We start from the raw sequence: 19690 nt of genomic DNA on the forward strand, positions 1-19690 counted from the left end.
ATAACGGCTTTTTACATGCGAATGCGATGGCGCTATGAATGCCAAAAGAAGAAACGTTAAGGAGATGATTTAATGGGTAAAGTGATTGGAATAGATTTAGGAACAACAAACTCAGTGGTCGCAGTGATGCAAGGTGGTGATCCCGAAGTGATCGTCAACGAAGAAGGCGCAAGAACGACACCTTCGGTTGTGGCCTTCACAAAGGATGGTGAAAGATTAGTGGGACAAGTGGCAAAACGCCAAGCGGTCACTAACCCTGAGAACACCATTTTTTCCGCAAAAAGATATATTGGACGGCGTTTTGAAGAGGTAGAAAAGGAGCGTTCAAAGGCTCCGTACAAAGTGATTAAAAAAGGCAATGACTGTGCCTTTGAAATCCAAGGCAAAGAGTACTCTCCAGAAGAGATCTCGGCTTCAATTTTAACGAAACTTAAAAAAGTGGCAGAGGATTATTTGGGGCAAGAAGTGACGGAGGCTGTGATCACAGTTCCTGCTTATTTTAACGATGCTCAAAGACAGGCCACCAAAGATGCGGGTCGCATTGCGGGTCTTGATGTGAAAAGAATCATCAACGAGCCTACGGCAGCAGCTTTAGCTTACGGTTTAGATAAAAAGAAAGATCAAAAGATCGTGGTCTATGACTTAGGAGGAGGAACTTTTGATGTTTCTATTCTTGAAGTCGGTGACGGCGTTGTGGAAGTCAAAGCCACTAATGGTGACACAACTTTAGGTGGTGATAACTTTGACGAAGCGGTCTTAGACTGGATGATTGCCGAGTTTAAAAAAGACCAAGGCATTGATCTTTCTAAAGATAAAATGGCATTACAGCGCTTGAAAGAAGAAGCGGAAAAAACCAAAGTAGAACTCAGTTCTTTAAACGAACGTGAGATCAACATACCTTTTATCACAGCTGATGCCAGTGGTCCTAAGCACTTACAGCTTAAACTGACCAGAGCTAAATTCGAGCAACTCGTAGCTGATTTAGTAGCTCGCACTTTAGAGCCCTGTCGTATTGCTCTTACGGATTCTAAGTTTTCAAAGACAGAGATTGATGAAGTGGTTCTTGTCGGGGGGTCTACTCGTATCCCTGCTGTGCAAAAAGCGGTGAAGGATTTTTTTGGTAGAGAGCCCAGTAAATCTGTAAACCCTGACGAAGTAGTGGCTTTAGGTGCTGCGGTTCAAGGTGGAGTTTTAACAGGGGAAGTGAAAGATATTTTACTCTTGGATGTGACCCCACTTTCTTTAGGACTTGAAACTATGGGTGGAGTTTTCACTAAATTGATTGAAAAGAACACCACGATTCCTACGAAAAAGTCACAGGTGTTCTCCACTGCGGCAGATAACCAACCCAGTGTGGACATTCATGTGCTCCAAGGTGAACGCGAAATGGCGGCTTACAATAAATCTTTAGGACGATTTGAATTGGTAGGAATTCCACCTGCACCACGTGGCGTGCCACAGATCGAAGTGACGTTTGATATTGATGCCAACGGGATTTTAAATGTGTCTGCCAAAGATTTAGGAACAGGTAAAGAGCACGCCATTAAGATCACAGCACAATCAGGTCTATCTGAAGAAGAGATCAAAAGAATGGTCCGAGAAGCTGAAGAGCATGCAGATGAAGACAAAAAGAAAAAAGAAGTCATCACAGCTAGAAACAATCTTGATGGCCTAGTTTACCAAACTGAAAAGTTAATTAAGGACAACAAAGACAAATTGCCTGCCGCTGAAGTTAAAGATACCGAAGACGCTGTAGCAGAGGCTAAAAAAGTCTTAGCTGATACACCAGATGACTTGGGTCAAATCAATGCGTCTCAAGAAAAGCTCACAGGTTTAAGTCATAAATTGACTGCGGCTTTGTATGAGCAAAATAAACAAGAGGCTCCTGCGGCTGAACCTGTAGATGTGGAGACCGCTACGGACGATGCTTCTGCTGGTGATGACGACAACGTCATTGATGCAGACTTTAAAGATGTGAACGACTAAATATTATAAATTGAATCGGTTACGAAATAAAAAAGGGAGATACTAAGCTCCCTTTTTTTGTATGAAAGGAAGTAAAGTTGTCATCTGAATTAGAAATAAAAAATTATTCTATTGTAACTTACAGCCCTAAGTGGGCTAAAGAATTTGAGCGACTCAATAAGCAATGGATTGAGAAGTATTTTAAAATGGAAGCCCTTGACGAAGAGATGTTGTCACAGCCTGAAGAGCATATTTTAAAAGATGGTGGACAGATATTTTTTGCGCTAACAGAAACAGGGGAATGTATTGGGACTTGCGCTCTAAAAAAGATGAGCGAGAGCCAGGCTGAATTTACAAAAATGGCTGTAGAAGAAAATTTAAGAGGCTTAGGTGTGGGTCAAAGGCTTATGGATGTCAGTTTAGAATATGCTAAAAACCATGGGTTTAAAGATATTTTAATCATCTCAAACACGAGTTTGGACGCGGCAATCCATTTGTATAAGAAAAACGGGTTTCAAGTTAAACATATTGGTCCTGGAACAGGCTATGAGCGTGGGGATATTGTGCTTACGCTCAGTTTCAATTAGGATGCCCCCATGTCATTTAAAGAAACAAAAGCTTTTGTGCGGGCGGCGTTAAAAAATCCAAGACAAGTGTCTACGGTTTTTAAATCTTCAAAGTATTTGGCTCAAGCTTTAGTGAATGCTGTAGATCTAGAAAACAGCCAACGTATTTTAGAAATTGGTTGTGGTACAGGTGCTATTACAAAGGTGATTCAAAAAAATATTGTAGCTATACAAAAGCAAAACCCTCAAAAGTCTTATGACTACTTAGGGGTAGAGATCAGCCAAAGCTTAGTTATGTTTTTGAAAGAGACTTTTCCTGATTTGAGCTTTCATTGTGGAAGTGCGGGTGAGTTACAGTCTATTTTAGAAGACAACAGTGTTGATAGTGTGATTTCTAGTCTACCATGGACTTTGTTCTCTAGAGATATAAGAGAGCAGATTTTAAATGAAGTGCTTCGGGTTTTAAAACCAGGGGGAACTTTTACTACTTTTATTTGTACGAACACTTTTTTAACCCCAAATCCTTATGTGCTAAAAAAGTTCTTTCATAATAAGCTGGTCAATTTTCAAAAGACGGAAATGGTTTTTCAAAATATTCCGCCTTCTATCGTTTATAAGGGCAATAAACCGTCAAAGATTTAGAAGGTGAATCTTCCCATGATACTGACATAGGAAAATGAGTCCTTAAGATCAAAACCGCCTTCACCCACAATGGTGAAGTTATCAAAGGCTTCAAGATCAAGTTCCACTCCCAATGCGAGTTGTAGGAAGATGTCGGTTTTGTCATGGTCGGCATCTAACATATAGTAAATTCCAATGGGGATGGCCGCATAAGGGCTCATAGCCCCGTATTCCCATCTAAAAGATTTGCTGATCAAAGGAGCAAAGCGGGTATAAAGTACGTCAAAATTGTTGTCGCTGGCCCACTCGACTTCCATGATGGCCCCAATAGCGGGTTGGTGATTGATGTCTGGGATGGGGATCCACTTTACACCACCACCTGCATTAAATTCTGTTTGCCCTGTACCTGCGTGTAGGCGTAAGTTCCAAGCAGAGTTAATAGGTAAATACACGTGCCCCGCGAAATTGATTCCCCCTGGTTCGTCAGTGATACCTTGAAGCTGGATTCCTAACTTGTATTTTCCAGACTCAATGATCTCTCCAGTGTCAAGAACAGTAAGTAAGGCAAACGATTTGACGGGCAGTAGCAAAACTAAACCTAACAAAAACTTTATCATTATTCCTCCGAGTTGTGCGTCATGGTCCTAGATTTTTCAATTCTTTTATAATTATAATTTAAGAAGACGTTGTTAGGTATATAGATTTATACACAATAACGCGAATAAGCAAAGTGATGACAAAGACGTTGCCACTTTTAGCCAAGGAGAATGAATCGTGATCCCCTATGAAACTCACGAAGTCAATAAGGCTTTAGAAAACCTACAAGGCTGGAGCTATGATGGTGCCAGCAAATCTATTAACAAAAAGTATACATTCGAAGACTTTAATGAAGCATTTGGTTTTATGAGTCGTATTGCCATGTATGCCGAGTCCAAAGGACACCACCCAGAATGGTTCAATGTTTATAACCGTGTGGAAGTGGTCCTGAGCACTCATGATGCTTTAGGCGTCACGCAAAAGGACATAGATATGGCAAGATTCATGGATCAGGTGGTTCAATAATGCTGTTGATACATTATCTATTTCAAAGTCAAATTCGTGAATCTGTACAAACCATAAGCAAAGCGGTTATTTTTCTAGGATTATTCTTTCCTGTATGGAGTTTTGCTGCCGACACTGTAGTCGTGGGAACATGGAATGTCAGACAGTTGTCGTCCATCAAAGCAGATCGCACTATAGATGTGGTTTCTGAAAAGACCCAAATGCCTGTCAAAGATTTCATCTCAAGTTGGATTCAAAATCGTGACGTGGACGTTTTGGCTATGCAAGAGGTGTATGAAGAACATGTGCTAAGCACCGATAAGCGTTCACACCCCATGTCTCTTGTGCGTAAGGTTTTGCCGAAGCATTACAAGATCATTAAAGGGGAGTCCATCCGCGCCCCGATTGCTAAAGGTAAAGACAAAGTATGGCGTGAGTACTGCCCTATTATTTACAATTCAAAAAGGGTGAACTGCTATACTTCTAAAGACTCTATGGTTCCTACCAATTTAAAAAATAAAAAAGGGGGAGACATAGATGAGTTAAGAAGAGGGCACTGGGCCTATTGCCAAACGGTAGACAAAAAGTTTGATTTTGTTTTTACTTGCCTTCACCTTAACTATCGTTATGCCAAGGTAGACTTAGCGGGTTTACAAACTGTCATCCAATCCGTACTTCAAGCCAACATTGATCTTCCCAAAGAGTTATCTGCATCTAATAGGGACTTTATTTTTGCAGGAGATTTCAATTTGGATCGCAGAACGGCAAGAGCCTATGGACGTTGGCAAATGACTATTGGGGACGACGAATTTGTTTTAGATAAAATTTTACCTAAATTCCCTGAGGGCACAGTCTGGGAGTCGAAGTCTTTTACTAAACTTAAAGATATTTATAATTTTGAAGAGTTATCGCAACGAAGTGCGGTGATCTACGACGATGTTGTAGGGACGCCCACTGTGAAGGAGTCATTGCTTTCCAAACAAGTTGATCCCATGTTGGACAGCTTTTTTATGAATAAAAAAGGTTTGCCAGATATCGAAGCTCTCTTAAGTTTAAGTGATCACTTGCCAGTACTGGTCGAATACGACGCTACCAGTGATACTGACTAAATAGTACGTCATTTGCATGGCTAAATCCTAGATCACACTTGGTGAGGACTTATTTTTTGCAATAGGATGTGGTGGCTCTATCTGTTTGGCGTACAAAGCTTCTAATGTTAATTGTCCTTGAGAATTAAAATGTGTAGGCGACTTTAAAGTAACCTTCACGGCCTCTATTTAGGCCCCACGCATGTCTGTTATCAAAGTGGGCATGACCATCATGGAAGTGCCATACTGCAGGCCCGTCGTTGTGACGAAGCTGAGTTTCATCTAAAAGGTTGTCTACCCCTAAGGTGAAGTCCCACTGATTGTATGTGTAACCCATGGAAGTTTGAATAGATAGAAACCCAGGTGCTTTAAGGTTTTTAGGTGCAGATGCCCCAAAGATCCCTTCATACACATTATAAAACTCATCATACTGGGCATAAGGCTTTAAGCTGCGGGGTAAAACGTAATTGGCATTGACGTACCATCTGAAGTTGCCGCATTCGTAGGAAGACTTAAAGCCAATACGATGTTCAATAGCGGCTGCAGGAAGTTTACTTTTATAGTCCTTATCATAATTAAAACTTTCAAAACTTAACTCCAACAACCAATCATGATGTGGCTTATAACCTGCCAGCATTTCTAAGACAAAGATATGATTGTCTTGGTCGTTGTTTAGAAAAGTGATGGGAGTGGTGTGAGCAATTTCAGGTTCTTCATCGTAAGCCATATTTTGCAAAAGGGTGTAATGAGCACTTGGCGTGAAATAGTAGTCCTCGTAGTTAAAGCTCAGCATGTAAATGAAAGAGTGGGCTCTTTCCAGTTTATCTGTATTGATGATAAACCCGTCATAGGTTCCATGGGCTGCTTCTGTAAAACTTAAAGGCATACGATGTCCCATCCCATAACTTAAATAATGGGAGATATTTTCTGTAGGGGAGTACTTGGTATTGAGGCGTGGGGAAAGGCTCACTTCGTTAAGTTTTGTTTCCTCATGTCTGTGAATATAATGATTGTCCAAACGTAAAGCCGAAGAGACTTCAAAGTGGTCTGAAATGTGCCAATCCATTTGGGCAAAAGCAGAAGCCGTGGTGTAGTCGAAGTCATCTTTGGGCAACCCGTTGGTGTCGTACATGATGATAGACTCTGAACGTAAAGACTCCTGTCGAAGTGAAGTGCCTACAGAGGTGAAGATGTCTTCATTAAAAACTTTATACCACTTCACGTCTCCATAGAGAATGGGGTTGGTGTTGTTATAATCAAACGCATGAGAGTAAATGGCCTCTTGCATGTAAACAGCACCACCTAGATTCGCTTCCAGTTCTGAAGTTTCTGATACCGTGTATTTGGCCTGAGCGTGTAAGTCTGCGCGGTTTATTTGTAAATAGTCAGTGATCTTTGCAGGGTCACCAGTATAGCGTCTTCTGACGTCACCACCGATAAAGTCTGTTTCATCAGCTTGCAATGTGATGGGGCGTTTTAGGCGAACCTCCTCGGTGCTCCCTCCAAAGACATCCACGTGGGAGTAGCTGGCCCGAAGACTCAGTTGTAGGTCTGGACTGACTTGATATTGGGTTTTGACGAAGGTGGACAGTCTATGTCGGGTAGGAGATTCGCTGACATAATTGTTGTCGGTATCCCAATATCTTTGCCAGTCTAAATCACCACCGTAACTGGTTTTAAATTTTGAGGTGACATGACTATAGAGCGCTTCACCACGAAAGTTATTATGGGTGGAGTGCTGGTAACTGACAAAGCCCCCTGTTTGCAAAGGGGTTTTCGTGATCAAATTCAGAGTTCCACCGATACTGTCTGGATAAATCAATGCACTTCCAGAGCCTCTACGCACTTCAACCTCTTGAATTAAAAGAGTGGACATGGTGTCGGTCCCATATACCGAGGACACGGATGAGAAGAGAGGAATGCCGTCGGTAAGAATGGTGGTGTGTTCTCCTTTTAGGCCATTGATGGTCAGCCTTTTTGCGCCACAGTTGACGCAATAGTCTTGAACATCAATACCTGCTTGGTTTTTCACAAGCTCATTCAAGTTACCATGATTTTTTTTACGGATTTCTTTTTCAGAGATGCCTTGTATAGGTGTGACCGCATGATCTTTGTGAAAATTTAAAGTTTGATCTGATTGAATTAAAATTTTATCTAAACGTTCTGGCGACGTGGTATCAGAAGGGTCTTTATGCGCCAAAGCGGTAGGGCTAGCAAACCCTACCGCTATCAAATACGGTAATAAAAAGTTTAATTTCATTTTGGAAAAAAGATTCATAAACCCATAGTTTAAAAATTATCGCTCATGGTCATCAGCATGATTTAGTTGTGATCGTGATCGTGATCGGCGTCAGTGTCTACATCATCGTCTGAGTTGGGATCTGAAGTGGCGCCAAAATTATTAAAAAACTCTTCAGCTAGAATGATCTCATCGCCTTGGGCTTCCACTAGATTTTCGCAAAAAGCGGGGTCGTAGTGGTTGTGGTGCAGAACAGATACGGCAAAACGTAAGGGTTCAGAGGTCTGAGCATCTAAGAAGAGAGCGGCTTGTTTGATAGTGGGCATAACTTCACTAGAATTGAAAACATAAGCTTGTCTTGTGGTATCAAAAATGAGTTCTAGCTCCTCAGTATAGATGTATTTCCCTTCATGAGCCATATACACTAAAGCTTCTAAGTGAACATCGGCGGCATCGGCTTCGTTGATCTTCACAGCACAAGCTTGAGCCGTAGACAGTCCCGCTTTGGCGCTACCCCAATAATAGGTGACCTCAGTGGGTCCCGCAGCAAAGGCCGCATTTATGGAAAAGAACACCCCGAAAAAAGACCATAAGGATATAAAACCTAAAATATTCATTTGAAACTCCCTTTTTGTTTTCAACCCCAAGAGCGTGTGCCCCGAGATCCTTATTAGCAAAAACCTTGTCTCTACAAATTGCCCATCTTAATTATTGCAAGATTCTTGCAATAAGAAATAAAAGAAAGCTCAAGGCCTGTCAATGGTAAAACTGTGGGTATTTAAAAAAAGGAAACAATTACGCGCCGAATAGCTCTTGGGACAAAGCCACGCGTTCCTCCACACTCATATCCTCAGAATTCAGGTGTTTAACTTGGTTGAGACGAGGGATCAGGCCTGCCATATTGGCGATCTGAATAGAAAGACCAGGTCTAGCATTCATCTCAAGAAGTTGAGGACCTAGGATAGGGTGAATGACGATATCGACCCCTAGATAGCCAATCGACACCAATTTAGAACATTGAGTGGCTAAAATCAGGGTTTCTTTCCAGTAAGGGATCTCTTGTCCTTTAAGCTCAACATTAAAATCAGGATGTTGATCAATAAGAGTGTTGTTCATAACTGCCGCCACTAAACGACCTGACTTTAAGTCAATCCCACACCCCACAGCCCCTTGGTGAAGATTGCCCCGTCCTCCTGAAATACTAGTGGGCAGACGGACCATAGACATTACAGGAAAGCCATTAGATACAATCACTCTGACATCGGGAATGCCTTGGTAGCTGATTTCCCGTAGTACGGGATGAACTGTGAGGCGTTGTTGAATGAGCACTTTATCGGGCTGACCATTTAAAGAGTATAAACCACTTAAAATTGTGGAGATGTAGTAAATAAAGGCGGAATAATCAATTTCACTTTGTCGTGTAGTAATAAAGCGAGTTTTATTTTTATCCTTATCCCAATTTAGTCCTTCGATGATCATGATCCCATTGCCTTTAGAGCCTCTGGCAGGCTTCACCACGAAGTCACTGAGGTTTTTTACATTCTCATGTAAAGAGTAAGTGTCGCCCATATGCTCTATGGTAAAGTAAAGATCAGGAACGGGAATGCCAGCTTTGCGGGCTAAAGAGTCTGTTTTGATCTTGTCATCCACAAGAGGGTAGTGGGACCTTTTGTTATTGGGCAAAATAAATTCGCTGATCCGCGCATTATTTCCCAGAACACCAAGTTGTTTGAGATAGGAGCTCATGATGCAGATCCCTTAAGCCCAGAAAATCTAATGTACTCCATAAGACGGTAGCCCTTGTAGCTTCCAATAAAAATATTAAGCCCAATAGAAAGCAACAACAATTCAGGGTTGTTAAATAAGAAGACCTTAAGCCAAGTAAAGGACAGCAGCACATAACATAAAGTGGCTACCAGTAAAGTGCCTCCTGCTGTTTTTAGGGTATTGCGAGGGCCTTCTTCAATAAAATAGATACTGAGCCGTTCAATAAAGACAGTGATGATGACAATAGGGAAGTAATTCAAATTTCTATCCCCCACATTTAAGAATCCAAAATACTCAATGATCAGAGCAAATCCTACATAAAGCATAATTACGATGGTCAAAAGAATAGATAGGCGCGGGACGGCAAGAAGATAAAACTTGTCTAAGATATATCTTTGTAAAAAACCCAAGACAACAACAAGAACAAAAAAGCTAAATCCAAAGATAAATGAAGTTTCAAGGAAGAATAAAGTTAATAAAATAGGGGTGAATATTCCAAAAGTATTTACGCCAATCATAACTCTGCAAAAGGAAAGAATCACTGTCCCAAAGGGGATCAGCAGTAAACCAAAAAAAATAGCTTGAATGGACAGTGGAAATCTATGTAAAGACAGTAAAGACCAAAATTTATGGTCATTGGAAAGTTTACCTACGTACTCTTCGGAGGTACCAAAGTTAGTGAACTTGATCGGTTCTGCGTAAATTGAAAGTAGGTCTCGATGATTAAGAATCAGTATGAGGTCCTCACAGTCACGATGAACCACTACAAAATCGTCAGGCAATGACCCAAACTCTTTATGGTTGGGGTTAATGGGGGCCCATCTTCCGTTGATGAAAACTTCAGTGTAAAAGACTCTTTGATATTTATAATTCTTTTTATTGCCTTGATCTAAAATCTGTACACCAAAGGCCATGCGTGCGGGGATGTCATTAAGGCGAGCTAGGGCAGTTAATAATTTCGCTTGGCCAATTTGGCTTCCGCTATTAAGTCCAATCACTTCTCGGATGTCATCCACATTGGGCTGTAAGATCATTTCATCAGACATGTAGAAAAAGATCTTGCGAAGTTTTTGCAGGGAAGTGTCAGTGGTGAAGATAAGAGAAGAAGAGAGGCTTTTTAAATCTTCTAAGGCAGCATCACTTAAGGCACTGAGATCTTTGTATTTGGTCTCTTCAAGTGGATCTAATTTTCCATTAAGCTCAGTCTGTGTGAGATCAGAGTGTCCAAAGAGTTGCAACTGTGCCGACACGGCAAAGGTGCGTTTTTTTTCAACTTCCTTGGGAGCGAGTTTTAATAAAGGGCCACCCGCATTTTCAATTACAGAGACTTTATTTCCCGTAGGACTTGTGATGACCGATTTGATGATCTGTGAGGGTGTGGACTGCAAAAGAGGCAATATTAAGTTATCAGCATTGAGTCTAGAGTCTTGGGAAGCGATCTTCCAGTTTAAGGAGATCTCAATATCCCAAAGGTTTTTGGCTTCTTGGGGAATGAGGCTCATATTTAAATACTGACTTTTGTAAAACAGTGTAAACAAAGGAATTAGCAAGCATAAAAACGCTAGAGTGTATTTGATACGATTCATGTTGATCACTCACCTAACAGACGCGATTGCGAGACGTCTACGATGTAATGCCCTAGCAACAAGTTTCTACCAATAAGGAAGTTGTGTCTAAGGGTTCTTCTGTTGTTGAGGTTCACATTAGCAGAAATCTTTTCTCCACCAAAGTCAAAATCGAGGCGAATCACGTATCTTCTTTCAGAACTTCCAGAAGTGCTTTTAACAATGGTGCGTTTGACGATCTCTTTTAAAAAAGTATGCCTGACACCTGTATCGTCTTCCGTAGAAAACTCCACATACTTTTTACCTTCGATCTCCTTTTCAACAATATTCTCAGCATGAATAGAACAAGTTTGTGCCCCTGTATCTACGCGTGCCATAAATCTGGCTTCAGGGTTGATGACGGAAATCCATTCCACACGACCAATCACAGTCTTTTTAAAGACTTTATCCTTAAGCTCTTTTTGCTGACGAGTAAGTATGTTGCTAGAGTAGGTGGAGACCTCTCGAAGCTCGGGTAAGATTTCATTCCTAATGGTTTTAACTAGTTCTTTATGAAGATCATCGCGAAACTTTTGATTGTCTTCAGCAATTTGCTCTTTAACCTGGTCTGCATCTAACATGACAGGATCAGGATTGGGATTTCTTAGAGTTTGGCAGGCTGTATTGAAAAACAGTAGACTGCTCAGTACTAGAAGGGATAAAAATTTATGTTCAAACAAAAGCCACTCCGCAAGTCGTATTTTGATCATCCTTCAAACGTACCTAGTGTATAAATTTAGGCACAAAGTTTGTGTCGTAAAACGGGCTAAAATTATGCTGATTTAAGCTTAATTTCAAGTTGCAATTCCTATCGGTAAAATTCTTACTGGATTTGGCAGCCAAATGTGTAGTTTTTTAAAAATAATTGCAGTTCAAGACATGGTGCTAGGTCTCTTTGGGCGCTACCTTGCTTATAAATGTTTCATTTTGAGACGCTTAACTGTCAGTTTCCCTAAAAAGTTATATGAGGACACGGGTATGCGGTCAAAGTCCTTTGGGAATTACACTATGACAGAATCGCTTGGGAAGTACATTGAGGCTTTAGCTTTGCGGTCCACGAACTTATAGCCTGCTGTCAATGAACTGGTCATTAAACCTTGATCAAATAGACCTAAATGGTCACCCACATGGCGTGTATTTTGCTTTCTATACCCTATTAGGGGGGAAGATATGAGGTTTGGGGGACCTATCATTATAGCTATAAGCTTTATGATGCTTGGCCATGGGGCTGGAGCAAGGACCTCGTCTGTGTCTATCAAAACCCGATCTTCTGTTGTGGATGTATATTTATCTGATATTCCTGTCCCTCATAGTGCCTTTGAATGGAATCGTACGTCTCGAAGACTTATCCGATCCACAGAAGCTCCTCGAAAAGATATTAAGTTCTCTATTCCCAGTTCATATATTGTCAGAGACAGTGCAGGCAAGATTGATGTGCAGAAGTCATTTGCTAAGTGGCAGGCCTCTCCTGGGGTGGCCGCTCTAAATTCTCCGATCACTTCAGGTGGTGTCACTTATTATCCTTATGTGGCGAACAACAGAACTTATTATTACCCAGTACAAGAATTGGTGAACAATCCCCAGCCTACAACTGTTTTTTACACTCAAAACCAAGGACGTCTTGAAATTTTAAAAGCGGAATCTGTGAATGAGATGGCGACGTTTGGCCGTCGTTGGGAGCAACAACAAAGAGCTAAGCGAGAAGCCGCGGCACTGACTGCTGCTTCAGGCGTGGACGAAGCTGGCTCTGCCAGTAAGCCAGAAACAGAAACTCCAAGTCGTGGGGGACGAACTGTATTTTTTGATGCTGCTGCCCCTGATGTGCGTGCGGGGTATGGGCCATCTCGAAAGCTTTCTGCTGAAGAGTTAAAAATTCGTAATGCAGAATTGGATAAGAATAGAATCAGCAGTGATTACACAGAAAAGATTGCTCCCGAGCCTGCCTTTAAGGTTCCTAACATGAGTCTTGCGACCACAGGAAAAATAGGACAAGATTTAAATCAAATCGCTAATATGAGTTCTTTACGATGCAATCGTACGAACAATGTCGCTCAATGTATGGTGTGCAACTGTTTGGGTGAAGCCAGAGGCGAAAAGGATGAAGGACAAGTGGGAGTAGGTCGAGTGACTCTTACTAGATATGCTAGAGAAGGTTATCCTAATACCATCTGTGGAGTGGTGTGGCAGTATCGAGCTTTCTCTTGGACTCTTACGCATCGTGACCGAACATTCAGAGATCCTGCAGCGATTCGTAAGTGTGCACTAAATATGAAAAAATCATTCACATTAGGCATTTGGCAGTGGGATCATTTTTATGCTTCTAAGGGCCCCAATAAGATGAGGCGTCCTCCAACATGGGCCCCTGAGATGGAAGCAAGTCATGGTTTTGCACAAATAGAAAACCATAGATTTTTAAACTCAGGCAAAAGCATTCAAAATAATTATGTGATGGCAAGAATTCAAGAAGGTGAACAGGCCTCTTCGATTGAATAAAAAGGATGATTATGAACTCAAGATCACTATTCCAAATTTTAGTTTTTTCTACTTTTCTGTTTACCAGTGCCAAGGCCTTTTCCCAAAGCCGTCTTGTGGAGCCAAAGTTTGAAAATCAAAAGTTAGTTGTAGGCGAAGACATCAAAAAAGCTATGAGAGAGGAAAATTCCAAGTTTAAAATATTAAAACCCAAGAACTTTTCTAAAAGCAGTCTTAAGTTATCAGATAATCAACCCATGGCTGTGATTGCCGATTATAACTCTGATGGAATAAAGGATATCGCTCTTTATGGTGTGGATCGCTCTAAAAGAAAAGCGATGGTGTATTTACTGGTCTCATCTAAATCAGAGGGGAAGTATAAGGCCTTTGAAGTGATGAGTGAGGATTTAAATAAAAATGTAGTTTCAGAAAACAACACGTATCTGTCAGGAAATCAGATTTTAAAATATAAACGTGATGTTTTAATGGTTGAGTTTTTTGATGATAGTTTTGCGGGCCATAGCGTATACTACTTCTCAAACTCTCAAAATCAGGTCATTGCTTATGACAAATATGATAAGTTTCTAGAGTAATAGACATAGAATGGTCTTAAAGATTAAGATGTATTAGGTAAAATGACATCCGATTGTACTATTATGTGCATCGTTGCATAGATAGCATTTTTTGTCAGTGTTTAGGTATCAATGCAGGTTCTATTGGGCAGAGATATGCCATTGCTACTGCGCTCCATCTTGTCTCAAGATGAGTATATGCCATATAATGATCAGAGCTGTTTTTCATCGAAAAAATCTTTAAGAGTATGTTGGCGTAGCCGATAAGACTATATTAACAACGAGATTATTTTTACAATAATAAGGACAGCTTAAGACACACCCCTTAGGAGGATGATTTGAAAAACATAGGCTGGTTTACACTGCTTTGTATGGTTTCTTTTGTGACAACGGGAATGAGCGACAGTGCCTTTGCTAAAATGACTGTAAATGCCAAAGAGTCTAAGCAGGTGAATGGTAAACGCAAGATTGCTACGACTCAAAAACTTGTGGTCACGGAAGTGGTGGAACGACTGGGAGTCAAAAACAGTTCAGATTATGCTCTTGCTCCTGGGGCTCACGAAGATTGTTTAGAAGGCAAGCTAAGAGTCCGTGGCTTAGAAGATGGCTCTATCAGCATTATGGTCGGCGAACGGGTTTTGGTTTTTGATGTTGTTGAAGGCGAAGCGGAATTTGACAATTCTGAACGTGATTGTCAGATCATTATTAAGACCCATTTTAAAGGCTCGCAAATCAGTTTCCAAGAAAATTATAAATGTAAAAAACAAAAGCCTTTTAGTACTAAAAAGCTTCTTAGCTTTTCAAAAGCAAAAGATAAATCCATATTAGAATATACCATATCTGTTATTGAGGGACGTAAATCGCAACAAAAAATAAAATGTAGATTGGAGTCCCAATGATTAGAGTTATAATGAGTTTGATTCTGATTATTCCTATATTCAGTGCAAATGCTGAAGTCAGTAGTGGGAGCGGTGCAGATCAAGGAACAACAGCAAGGGTAGCTCAAAAGACTGACGGTCAAAATTATAGTGTGAGACACTATGATGCGATTTTGAATCCAGACCCTAAAAAAAGACAAGCAAGTGCGGATTGTGATTTATTTATTGATAATAATGGAAGCTTTGGAACCTATGGTGAAGAACTTATACGTACTACTCGTAACGAGGACTTTAAAGCTTGTTTTTACGAAAAGATTGATTTTTCTTATTTATGCCCTAGTTACTCTAGGTTTAGAGAGGAAAAAAAGAGCCAGTTTCTAGCCTTTCTGTTTGCCTCTATGGCTACCTATGAAAGTGCCTGTCGGAAGGGTAGCAGCGCGCCAGGTGTTAATGGTAAGGCTGATGGTCTGTTTATGCTTGAGTATAGTCAGTCTCAAAGAAGAGCCGCAGGGAGAGATCCAAAGTATTGTGCTACCAATGAGAGCGTGGACACCCAAGGGATTACTTTTCAAATGCAGTGTGCGGTTTCTATCTTTTCCAAATCTCATTGTGGGACAGGGACTAAACCAGGGAAAAACTCTTCAGATTACTGGCAAAAGTTAAGACCTGGCTCTAAAGGTGCAGACCGTGCTATTACGGCCATGGCTAAAAAATTTCCTGATTGTGGGAATTGATCCTTAAAAGACCTGTGAACTCAAATAGTCCTTAGGGCAAAGACTTAGAGACCACCATGTGGATATCTCGGCCTGAAGGATTTTGAAAGGGTCGAAGTCCAAACTCACCAATCACCGCATAGAGATGATCAAAAATATCGGCTTGGATGCTTTCATAAGCACTCCAGGCCGTATCAGTAGTAAAGACATAGATTTCAAGAGGGAGTCCCTCTGGTCCTGGAGCAAGCTGTCTGACAAGGAAAGTGAGATTCTTGTGAATGAGAGGATGGTTTTTAAGATAGGCGATGATGTAGGCTCGAAAAGTACCTAGGTTAGTAAGTTTACGAAGGTTTACGTTATTAAGACCTTCACTAAGATCAGTCTGTCCTAAATTTTTATTAAACTGCTCTAGCTCCAGAGCCTTTTCGTTCATATACTGTTTGAGAACTTGAATTTGACCCAATCTTTGAAGGTCATCAGAACTTAAAAACTTTACAGTGTTAAGGTCTACACTCAGACTGCGTTTAATTCTGCGTCCACCAGACTCTTGCATTCCTCGCCAATTTTTAAAAGAGTTTTCCAGAAATTTATGGGCAGGAATGATGGTGAAGGTTTTGTCCCAGTTTTGAATGGTCACAGAATTCAGAGCGATCTCGATCACATCTCCATCGGCTCCAAACTGTGGCATTTCAATCCAGTCTCCGACACGAAGATGTCCATTAGTGGTCAGTTGCACTCCTGCCACAAAAGAGAGGATGGTGTCTTTAAAGACCAGCATTAAAATGGCAGTCATGGCTCCTAAACCACTGATAAAAATAATAGGTGATCTATCTAGCAGTATGGAAAGCACAAGAATAAAGCTTGCAAAGAAGGCTAGAATTTGAATGCCTTGTAAGTACCCCTTGATGGGACGAGTGCGTGAAAGTGGAGACTTATTATAAATGGTATTGATGATACGCAAGCAGCTCGAAATGATAAAAAAACCAAAAATTACATATAAGGCTAACACAGATCGATCAATAAGAAGCACGATGGAGTCTGGAAGGTCAGGAATCCACTTGGCTCCAAGATTTAAGATGGTCAGGTAGGGTAATGACAATATCCAAAAGACAAGCTTATCGTCACGCAGAAAGATATGGACTAAGGTTTCATCGCGATGACTGACTTTTTGCAGTATTTTTCTTAAAACGATTTTAATCACACGATCGAAGATAAAGATGGCCAAAAGAAGACAGACTAGACCTATCAAGATTTGGGACGAGTTTGAACTCAACCATTGGGGCCATAGTGAGTGTGAGGGGGTTTCCATATCTAAACTCCTAGGTTCATTTTAAAATTGAAGTTCTAAAAGATAGAACATAGCTTGGGCTCCATGTGTACGACCTAGTAGAAGGCGGAAATGGTGACCACAGATACGTAAGTTATTGGTATTACAAATATATCCCTTCCAGTCACATAGAAAAAATATATAAAGTATTATATTATATATATTTTACCAATATGAAGTGGTGTGATAGCTTAAAAGTGTAACGAGCTTTCTTGAAATTGTGCTTAAGCTTGCTGACCCTGATTGTCATAGCTGCGTAGGGGGACAGAAATGTAAGACAAAGCTTGGAAGTTAGGTTATAAAAAAGCTATAAGAATAAGAAGCATATTTTAATTAGTTTTTAAATTAAGAAAAATAAAATACTCAATGAGTAAGTATTATAAACGACAATAATAAGGAGCGTAAAATGACAATGATCAACTCACAAATTCCAGAGTTCAAAGTACAAGCCTATCATAACAATGACTTTGTAACAGTGACGGATAAAGACCTAAAAGGAAAATGGTCTATATTTTTCTTTTATCCTGCTGACTTTACATTTGTTTGCCCTACAGAGTTAGGTGACATGGCTGATAAGTACGCGGCCTTTAAAGAAATTGGTGTTGAAGTTTATGGTGTAAGTACAGACACTCACTTTACACACAAAGCGTGGCATGATGCTTCTGAAACGATCAAAAAGATCAAGTATCCCATGCTAGCTGATCCTACGGGTGCTCTTTCAAGAGCTTTTGGTGTGTACATCGAAGAAGAAGGTTTGGCTTACCGTGGAACATTTGTTGTGAACCCAGAAGGTAAGATTAAAGTTGCAGAAATGCACGATAATGGGATTGGTAGAAATGCTGATGAACTTTTGCGTAAAGTACAAGCCGCACAATTTATCGCGACTAATCCTGGCGAAGTTTGCCCTGCAAAATGGCAACCAGGAGCTAAAACATTAAAACCAGGTTTAGACTTAGTAGGAAAAATTTAATTCTACGTTACAGTACCTGCGCTTACTTTTAAAGCGCAGGTTTTCCTTAAGATTTCTTAGTGAAATGTGTTGCTTTACAAAGTGAAGAACAAAGCCGAGATGCAATCCCCTTAAAACAAGACTGCCTTCTGAAAGCCATGATTCTAAATGGTTTGTTGGTGACGTCTATGTAAAGATAAAGGAGCTTTAAAATGTTAGATACCTCTATTTTAGAACAACTAAAGACTGTTTTTGAAAAGTTAGAAGATCAAGTGGATCTGGTCTATGACGAGTCTGCTCATGAGGATCAGAAGGATTTGTTAGAAATACTTGGTGACGTGGCATCGACCTCTCCTTTGATTGTGGCAAGACCTTCTGGACAGGTTTCTTCATTCCCAAAGTTTGAAATCTATAGAAAGTCTGTTGCAACGGGGATTATTTTTAAAGCTCTTCCCAGTGGTCATGAGTTCACTACTTTGATTGTGGGAATTTTAAATGCCGATGGTAAAGGTAAAATGCCTGATGACGTCTTGGCGCAAAGAATCCGACGCCTCAAAAAAAATATACATCTGCAAACCTATATCTCTTTAACCTGCGAAAATTGTCCTGATGTGGTTCAGAGTTTAAATCAGATTGTGTTAATTCATGGAAGTTTCACTCACGAAATTATTGACGGTGGTTATGTCCAGCAAGATATCCAAACATTAGGAATCCAAGGTGTTCCCAGTCTTGTGGCAAATCAAAAACTCATTCATTCTGGTCGAATCCAACTCTTAGATCTGGTTCAAAAGTTAGAAGAGACTTTTGGGATTGATGAAAGCATTGAAGTGAAACCAGTAGATGAACATCTAGGACACTTTGATGTGGTGGTTGTCGGTGGAGGACCTGCTGGGGTGTCTGCGGCGATCTATAGTGTGAGAAAAGGTTTATCCACGGCCCTTATCACTGAAAAGATGGGTGGACAGGTTCAAGAGACCAAAGGTATAGAAAATTTAATTTCTGTAGTGTACACCGAAGGCCCACAGTTAGCGGCAAAGTTACATGAGCATGTGACCAGTTATCCTGTTCAGGTCTTAGAACATCGACGGGTGAAGTCCATCACTAAAGGCTCAAAGCCCAAACATATTGAACTAGAAAGTGGTGAAACTCTCAGTGCAGATTCGGTGATCATTGCAACAGGTGCTAAGTGGCGCGAACTAGGTGTGGAAGGTGAAAAGGAATACATTGGCCGCGGGGTCGCGTTTTGTCCTCACTGTGATGGGCCCTATTATAAAGGTAAATCTGTGGCAGTGATTGGTGGTGGAAATTCAGGAGTGGAAGCCGCTATTGATCTAGCTGGAATTGTCAAAGATGTTACTGTTTTTGAATATAATGAAAATCTTAAGGCAGATCAAATTTTGGTAGATAAACTGAAGGCTTTACCTAATGTAAAAGTGGTTACTCAGGCCAAGACCTTAGCTGTTTTAGGGGATGGTCAAAAAGTGACGGCATTAAAATATGAAAAGACGGATTCTAAAGAGGTGATCACTCAGGAGTTAGATGGAGTTTTCGTGCAGATTGGTCTTGTTCCTAATAGCCAATTTTTAAAAGGCACCTTAGAACTGACAACTTTTGGCGAGATCCCCACAGACGAAAAAGGCCGCACTTCAGAAAAGGGGATATATGCCGCAGGTGATGTGACAACCACTCCATATAAACAGATCATCATTTCAATGGGAGAGGGAGCTAAGGCGGCATTAGCGGCATTTGAAGACAGAATGTATCAGTAATTCATTTGGTACATGGCTTTACAGCAAGAAAAGACCTCCGTTTTTCGCAAAACCTGGACTTAGCGATATTATATGGATTGGCATATAAACTGCACTTAATGACTAAAAATTAAGAAGTA

General features: G+C 40.7%; 18 protein-coding genes. 11 read left to right on the forward strand and 7 right to left on the reverse strand.

The window, feature by feature from the left end; genetic code table 11:
- Window positions 1–72 precede the first annotated feature (72 nt).
- The 3 genes from dnaK (at window position 73) to M9899_06310 (ending at window position 3173) form a co-directional block, all read left to right on the forward strand.
- A complete protein-coding gene (gene dnaK, locus M9899_06300) occupies window positions 73–1986 on the forward strand; it encodes a molecular chaperone DnaK (GenBank protein ID MCO5113768.1) in 1914 nt (637 codons plus the stop codon).
- 77 nt (window positions 1987–2063) lie between these two features.
- Window positions 2064–2552 carry a GNAT family N-acetyltransferase gene (locus M9899_06305; protein ID MCO5113769.1) on the forward strand — a complete coding sequence of 163 codons (489 nt, stop codon included), beginning with the start codon at window positions 2064–2066 and terminating at the stop codon, window positions 2550–2552.
- 9 nt (window positions 2553–2561) lie between these two features.
- Window positions 2562–3173 carry a methyltransferase domain-containing protein gene (locus M9899_06310; protein MCO5113770.1) on the forward strand — a complete coding sequence of 204 codons (612 nt, stop codon included), beginning with the start codon at window positions 2562–2564 and terminating at the stop codon, window positions 3171–3173.
- Here M9899_06310 and M9899_06315 read toward each other — a convergent pair.
- Window positions 3170–3769 carry a hypothetical protein gene (locus tag M9899_06315; GenBank protein MCO5113771.1) on the reverse strand — a complete coding sequence of 200 codons (600 nt, stop codon included), beginning with the start codon at window positions 3767–3769 and terminating at the stop codon, window positions 3170–3172. The genes M9899_06310 and M9899_06315 overlap by 4 nt on opposite strands.
- 157 nt (window positions 3770–3926) lie before the next feature.
- Between M9899_06315 and M9899_06320 the strand changes: the two genes are divergently transcribed.
- Together M9899_06320 and M9899_06325 are read left to right on the forward strand one after the other, a co-directional pair.
- Window positions 3927–4214 carry a 4a-hydroxytetrahydrobiopterin dehydratase gene (locus tag M9899_06320; protein ID MCO5113772.1) on the forward strand — a complete coding sequence of 96 codons (288 nt, stop codon included), beginning with the start codon at window positions 3927–3929 and terminating at the stop codon, window positions 4212–4214.
- A complete protein-coding gene (locus M9899_06325; protein ID MCO5113773.1) occupies window positions 4214–5302 on the forward strand; it encodes an endonuclease/exonuclease/phosphatase family protein in 1089 nt (362 codons plus the stop codon). Before M9899_06320 ends, M9899_06325 begins: the two co-directional genes overlap by 1 nt.
- Before the next feature lie 124 nt (window positions 5303–5426).
- On the opposite strand, the gene M9899_06330 is transcribed toward M9899_06325, so the two are convergent.
- The 5 genes from M9899_06330 to M9899_06350 form a co-directional block, all read right to left on the reverse strand.
- Complete coding sequence (locus tag M9899_06330) at window positions 5427–7559, reverse strand: TonB-dependent receptor (protein ID MCO5113774.1); 2133 nt, start codon at window positions 7557–7559, stop codon at window positions 5427–5429.
- A gap of 44 nt (window positions 7560–7603) precedes the next feature.
- Window positions 7604–8137: a hypothetical protein gene (locus tag M9899_06335; GenBank protein MCO5113775.1), complete on the reverse strand. Its 534-nt coding sequence runs from the start codon at window positions 8135–8137 to the stop codon at window positions 7604–7606.
- Between the two features lie 178 nt (window positions 8138–8315).
- A complete protein-coding gene (locus M9899_06340) occupies window positions 8316–9266 on the reverse strand; it encodes an alpha-L-glutamate ligase-like protein (protein ID MCO5113776.1) in 951 nt (316 codons plus the stop codon).
- Complete coding sequence (locus M9899_06345) at window positions 9263–10873, reverse strand: hypothetical protein (protein ID MCO5113777.1); 1611 nt, start codon at window positions 10871–10873, stop codon at window positions 9263–9265. Before M9899_06345 ends, M9899_06340 begins: the two co-directional genes overlap by 4 nt.
- 5 nt (window positions 10874–10878) lie before the next feature.
- Entirely contained in the window at window positions 10879–11601 is a 723-nt protein-coding gene (locus M9899_06350) for a RimK/LysX family protein (protein ID MCO5113778.1), read from the reverse strand.
- A 460-nt stretch (window positions 11602–12061) separates the two neighbouring features.
- On the opposite strand from M9899_06350, the gene M9899_06355 reads away from it, so the two are divergent.
- The 4 genes from M9899_06355 to M9899_06370 all read left to right on the forward strand — a co-directional run bounded on the left by M9899_06355 (window position 12062) and on the right by M9899_06370 (window position 15547).
- Window positions 12062–13384, forward strand: coding sequence for a cell wall hydrolase (locus M9899_06355; GenBank protein MCO5113779.1), 1323 nt, complete (start codon window positions 12062–12064; stop codon window positions 13382–13384).
- Window positions 13385–13395: 11 nt separating this feature from the next.
- Window positions 13396–13956: a hypothetical protein gene (locus M9899_06360; GenBank protein ID MCO5113780.1), complete on the forward strand. Its 561-nt coding sequence runs from the start codon at window positions 13396–13398 to the stop codon at window positions 13954–13956.
- 317 nt (window positions 13957–14273) lie between these two features.
- A complete protein-coding gene (locus tag M9899_06365) occupies window positions 14274–14834 on the forward strand; it encodes a hypothetical protein (protein ID MCO5113781.1) in 561 nt (186 codons plus the stop codon).
- A complete protein-coding gene (locus tag M9899_06370; protein ID MCO5113782.1) occupies window positions 14831–15547 on the forward strand; it encodes a hypothetical protein in 717 nt (238 codons plus the stop codon). Before M9899_06365 ends, M9899_06370 begins: the two co-directional genes overlap by 4 nt.
- A 31-nt stretch (window positions 15548–15578) precedes the next feature.
- Here M9899_06370 and M9899_06375 read toward each other — a convergent pair whose 3' ends face one another.
- Window positions 15579–16835 carry a mechanosensitive ion channel family protein gene (locus M9899_06375; GenBank protein MCO5113783.1) on the reverse strand — a complete coding sequence of 419 codons (1257 nt, stop codon included), beginning with the start codon at window positions 16833–16835 and terminating at the stop codon, window positions 15579–15581.
- A gap of 424 nt (window positions 16836–17259) precedes the next feature.
- On the opposite strand from M9899_06375, the gene ahpC reads away from it, so the two are divergent.
- Together ahpC and ahpF are read left to right on the forward strand one after the other, a co-directional pair.
- Window positions 17260–17823 carry an alkyl hydroperoxide reductase subunit C gene (gene ahpC, locus M9899_06380; protein ID MCO5113784.1) on the forward strand — a complete coding sequence of 188 codons (564 nt, stop codon included), beginning with the start codon at window positions 17260–17262 and terminating at the stop codon, window positions 17821–17823.
- Between the two features lie 191 nt (window positions 17824–18014).
- Window positions 18015–19571, forward strand: coding sequence for an alkyl hydroperoxide reductase subunit F (gene ahpF, locus M9899_06385; protein ID MCO5113785.1), 1557 nt, complete (start codon window positions 18015–18017; stop codon window positions 19569–19571).
- The last annotated feature ends 119 nt before the right edge of the window (window positions 19572–19690 follow it).

The organism is Pseudobdellovibrionaceae bacterium (assembly GCA_023954155.1).
GTDB lineage: Bacteria > Bdellovibrionota > Bdellovibrionia > Bdellovibrionales > UBA1609 > JAMLIO01.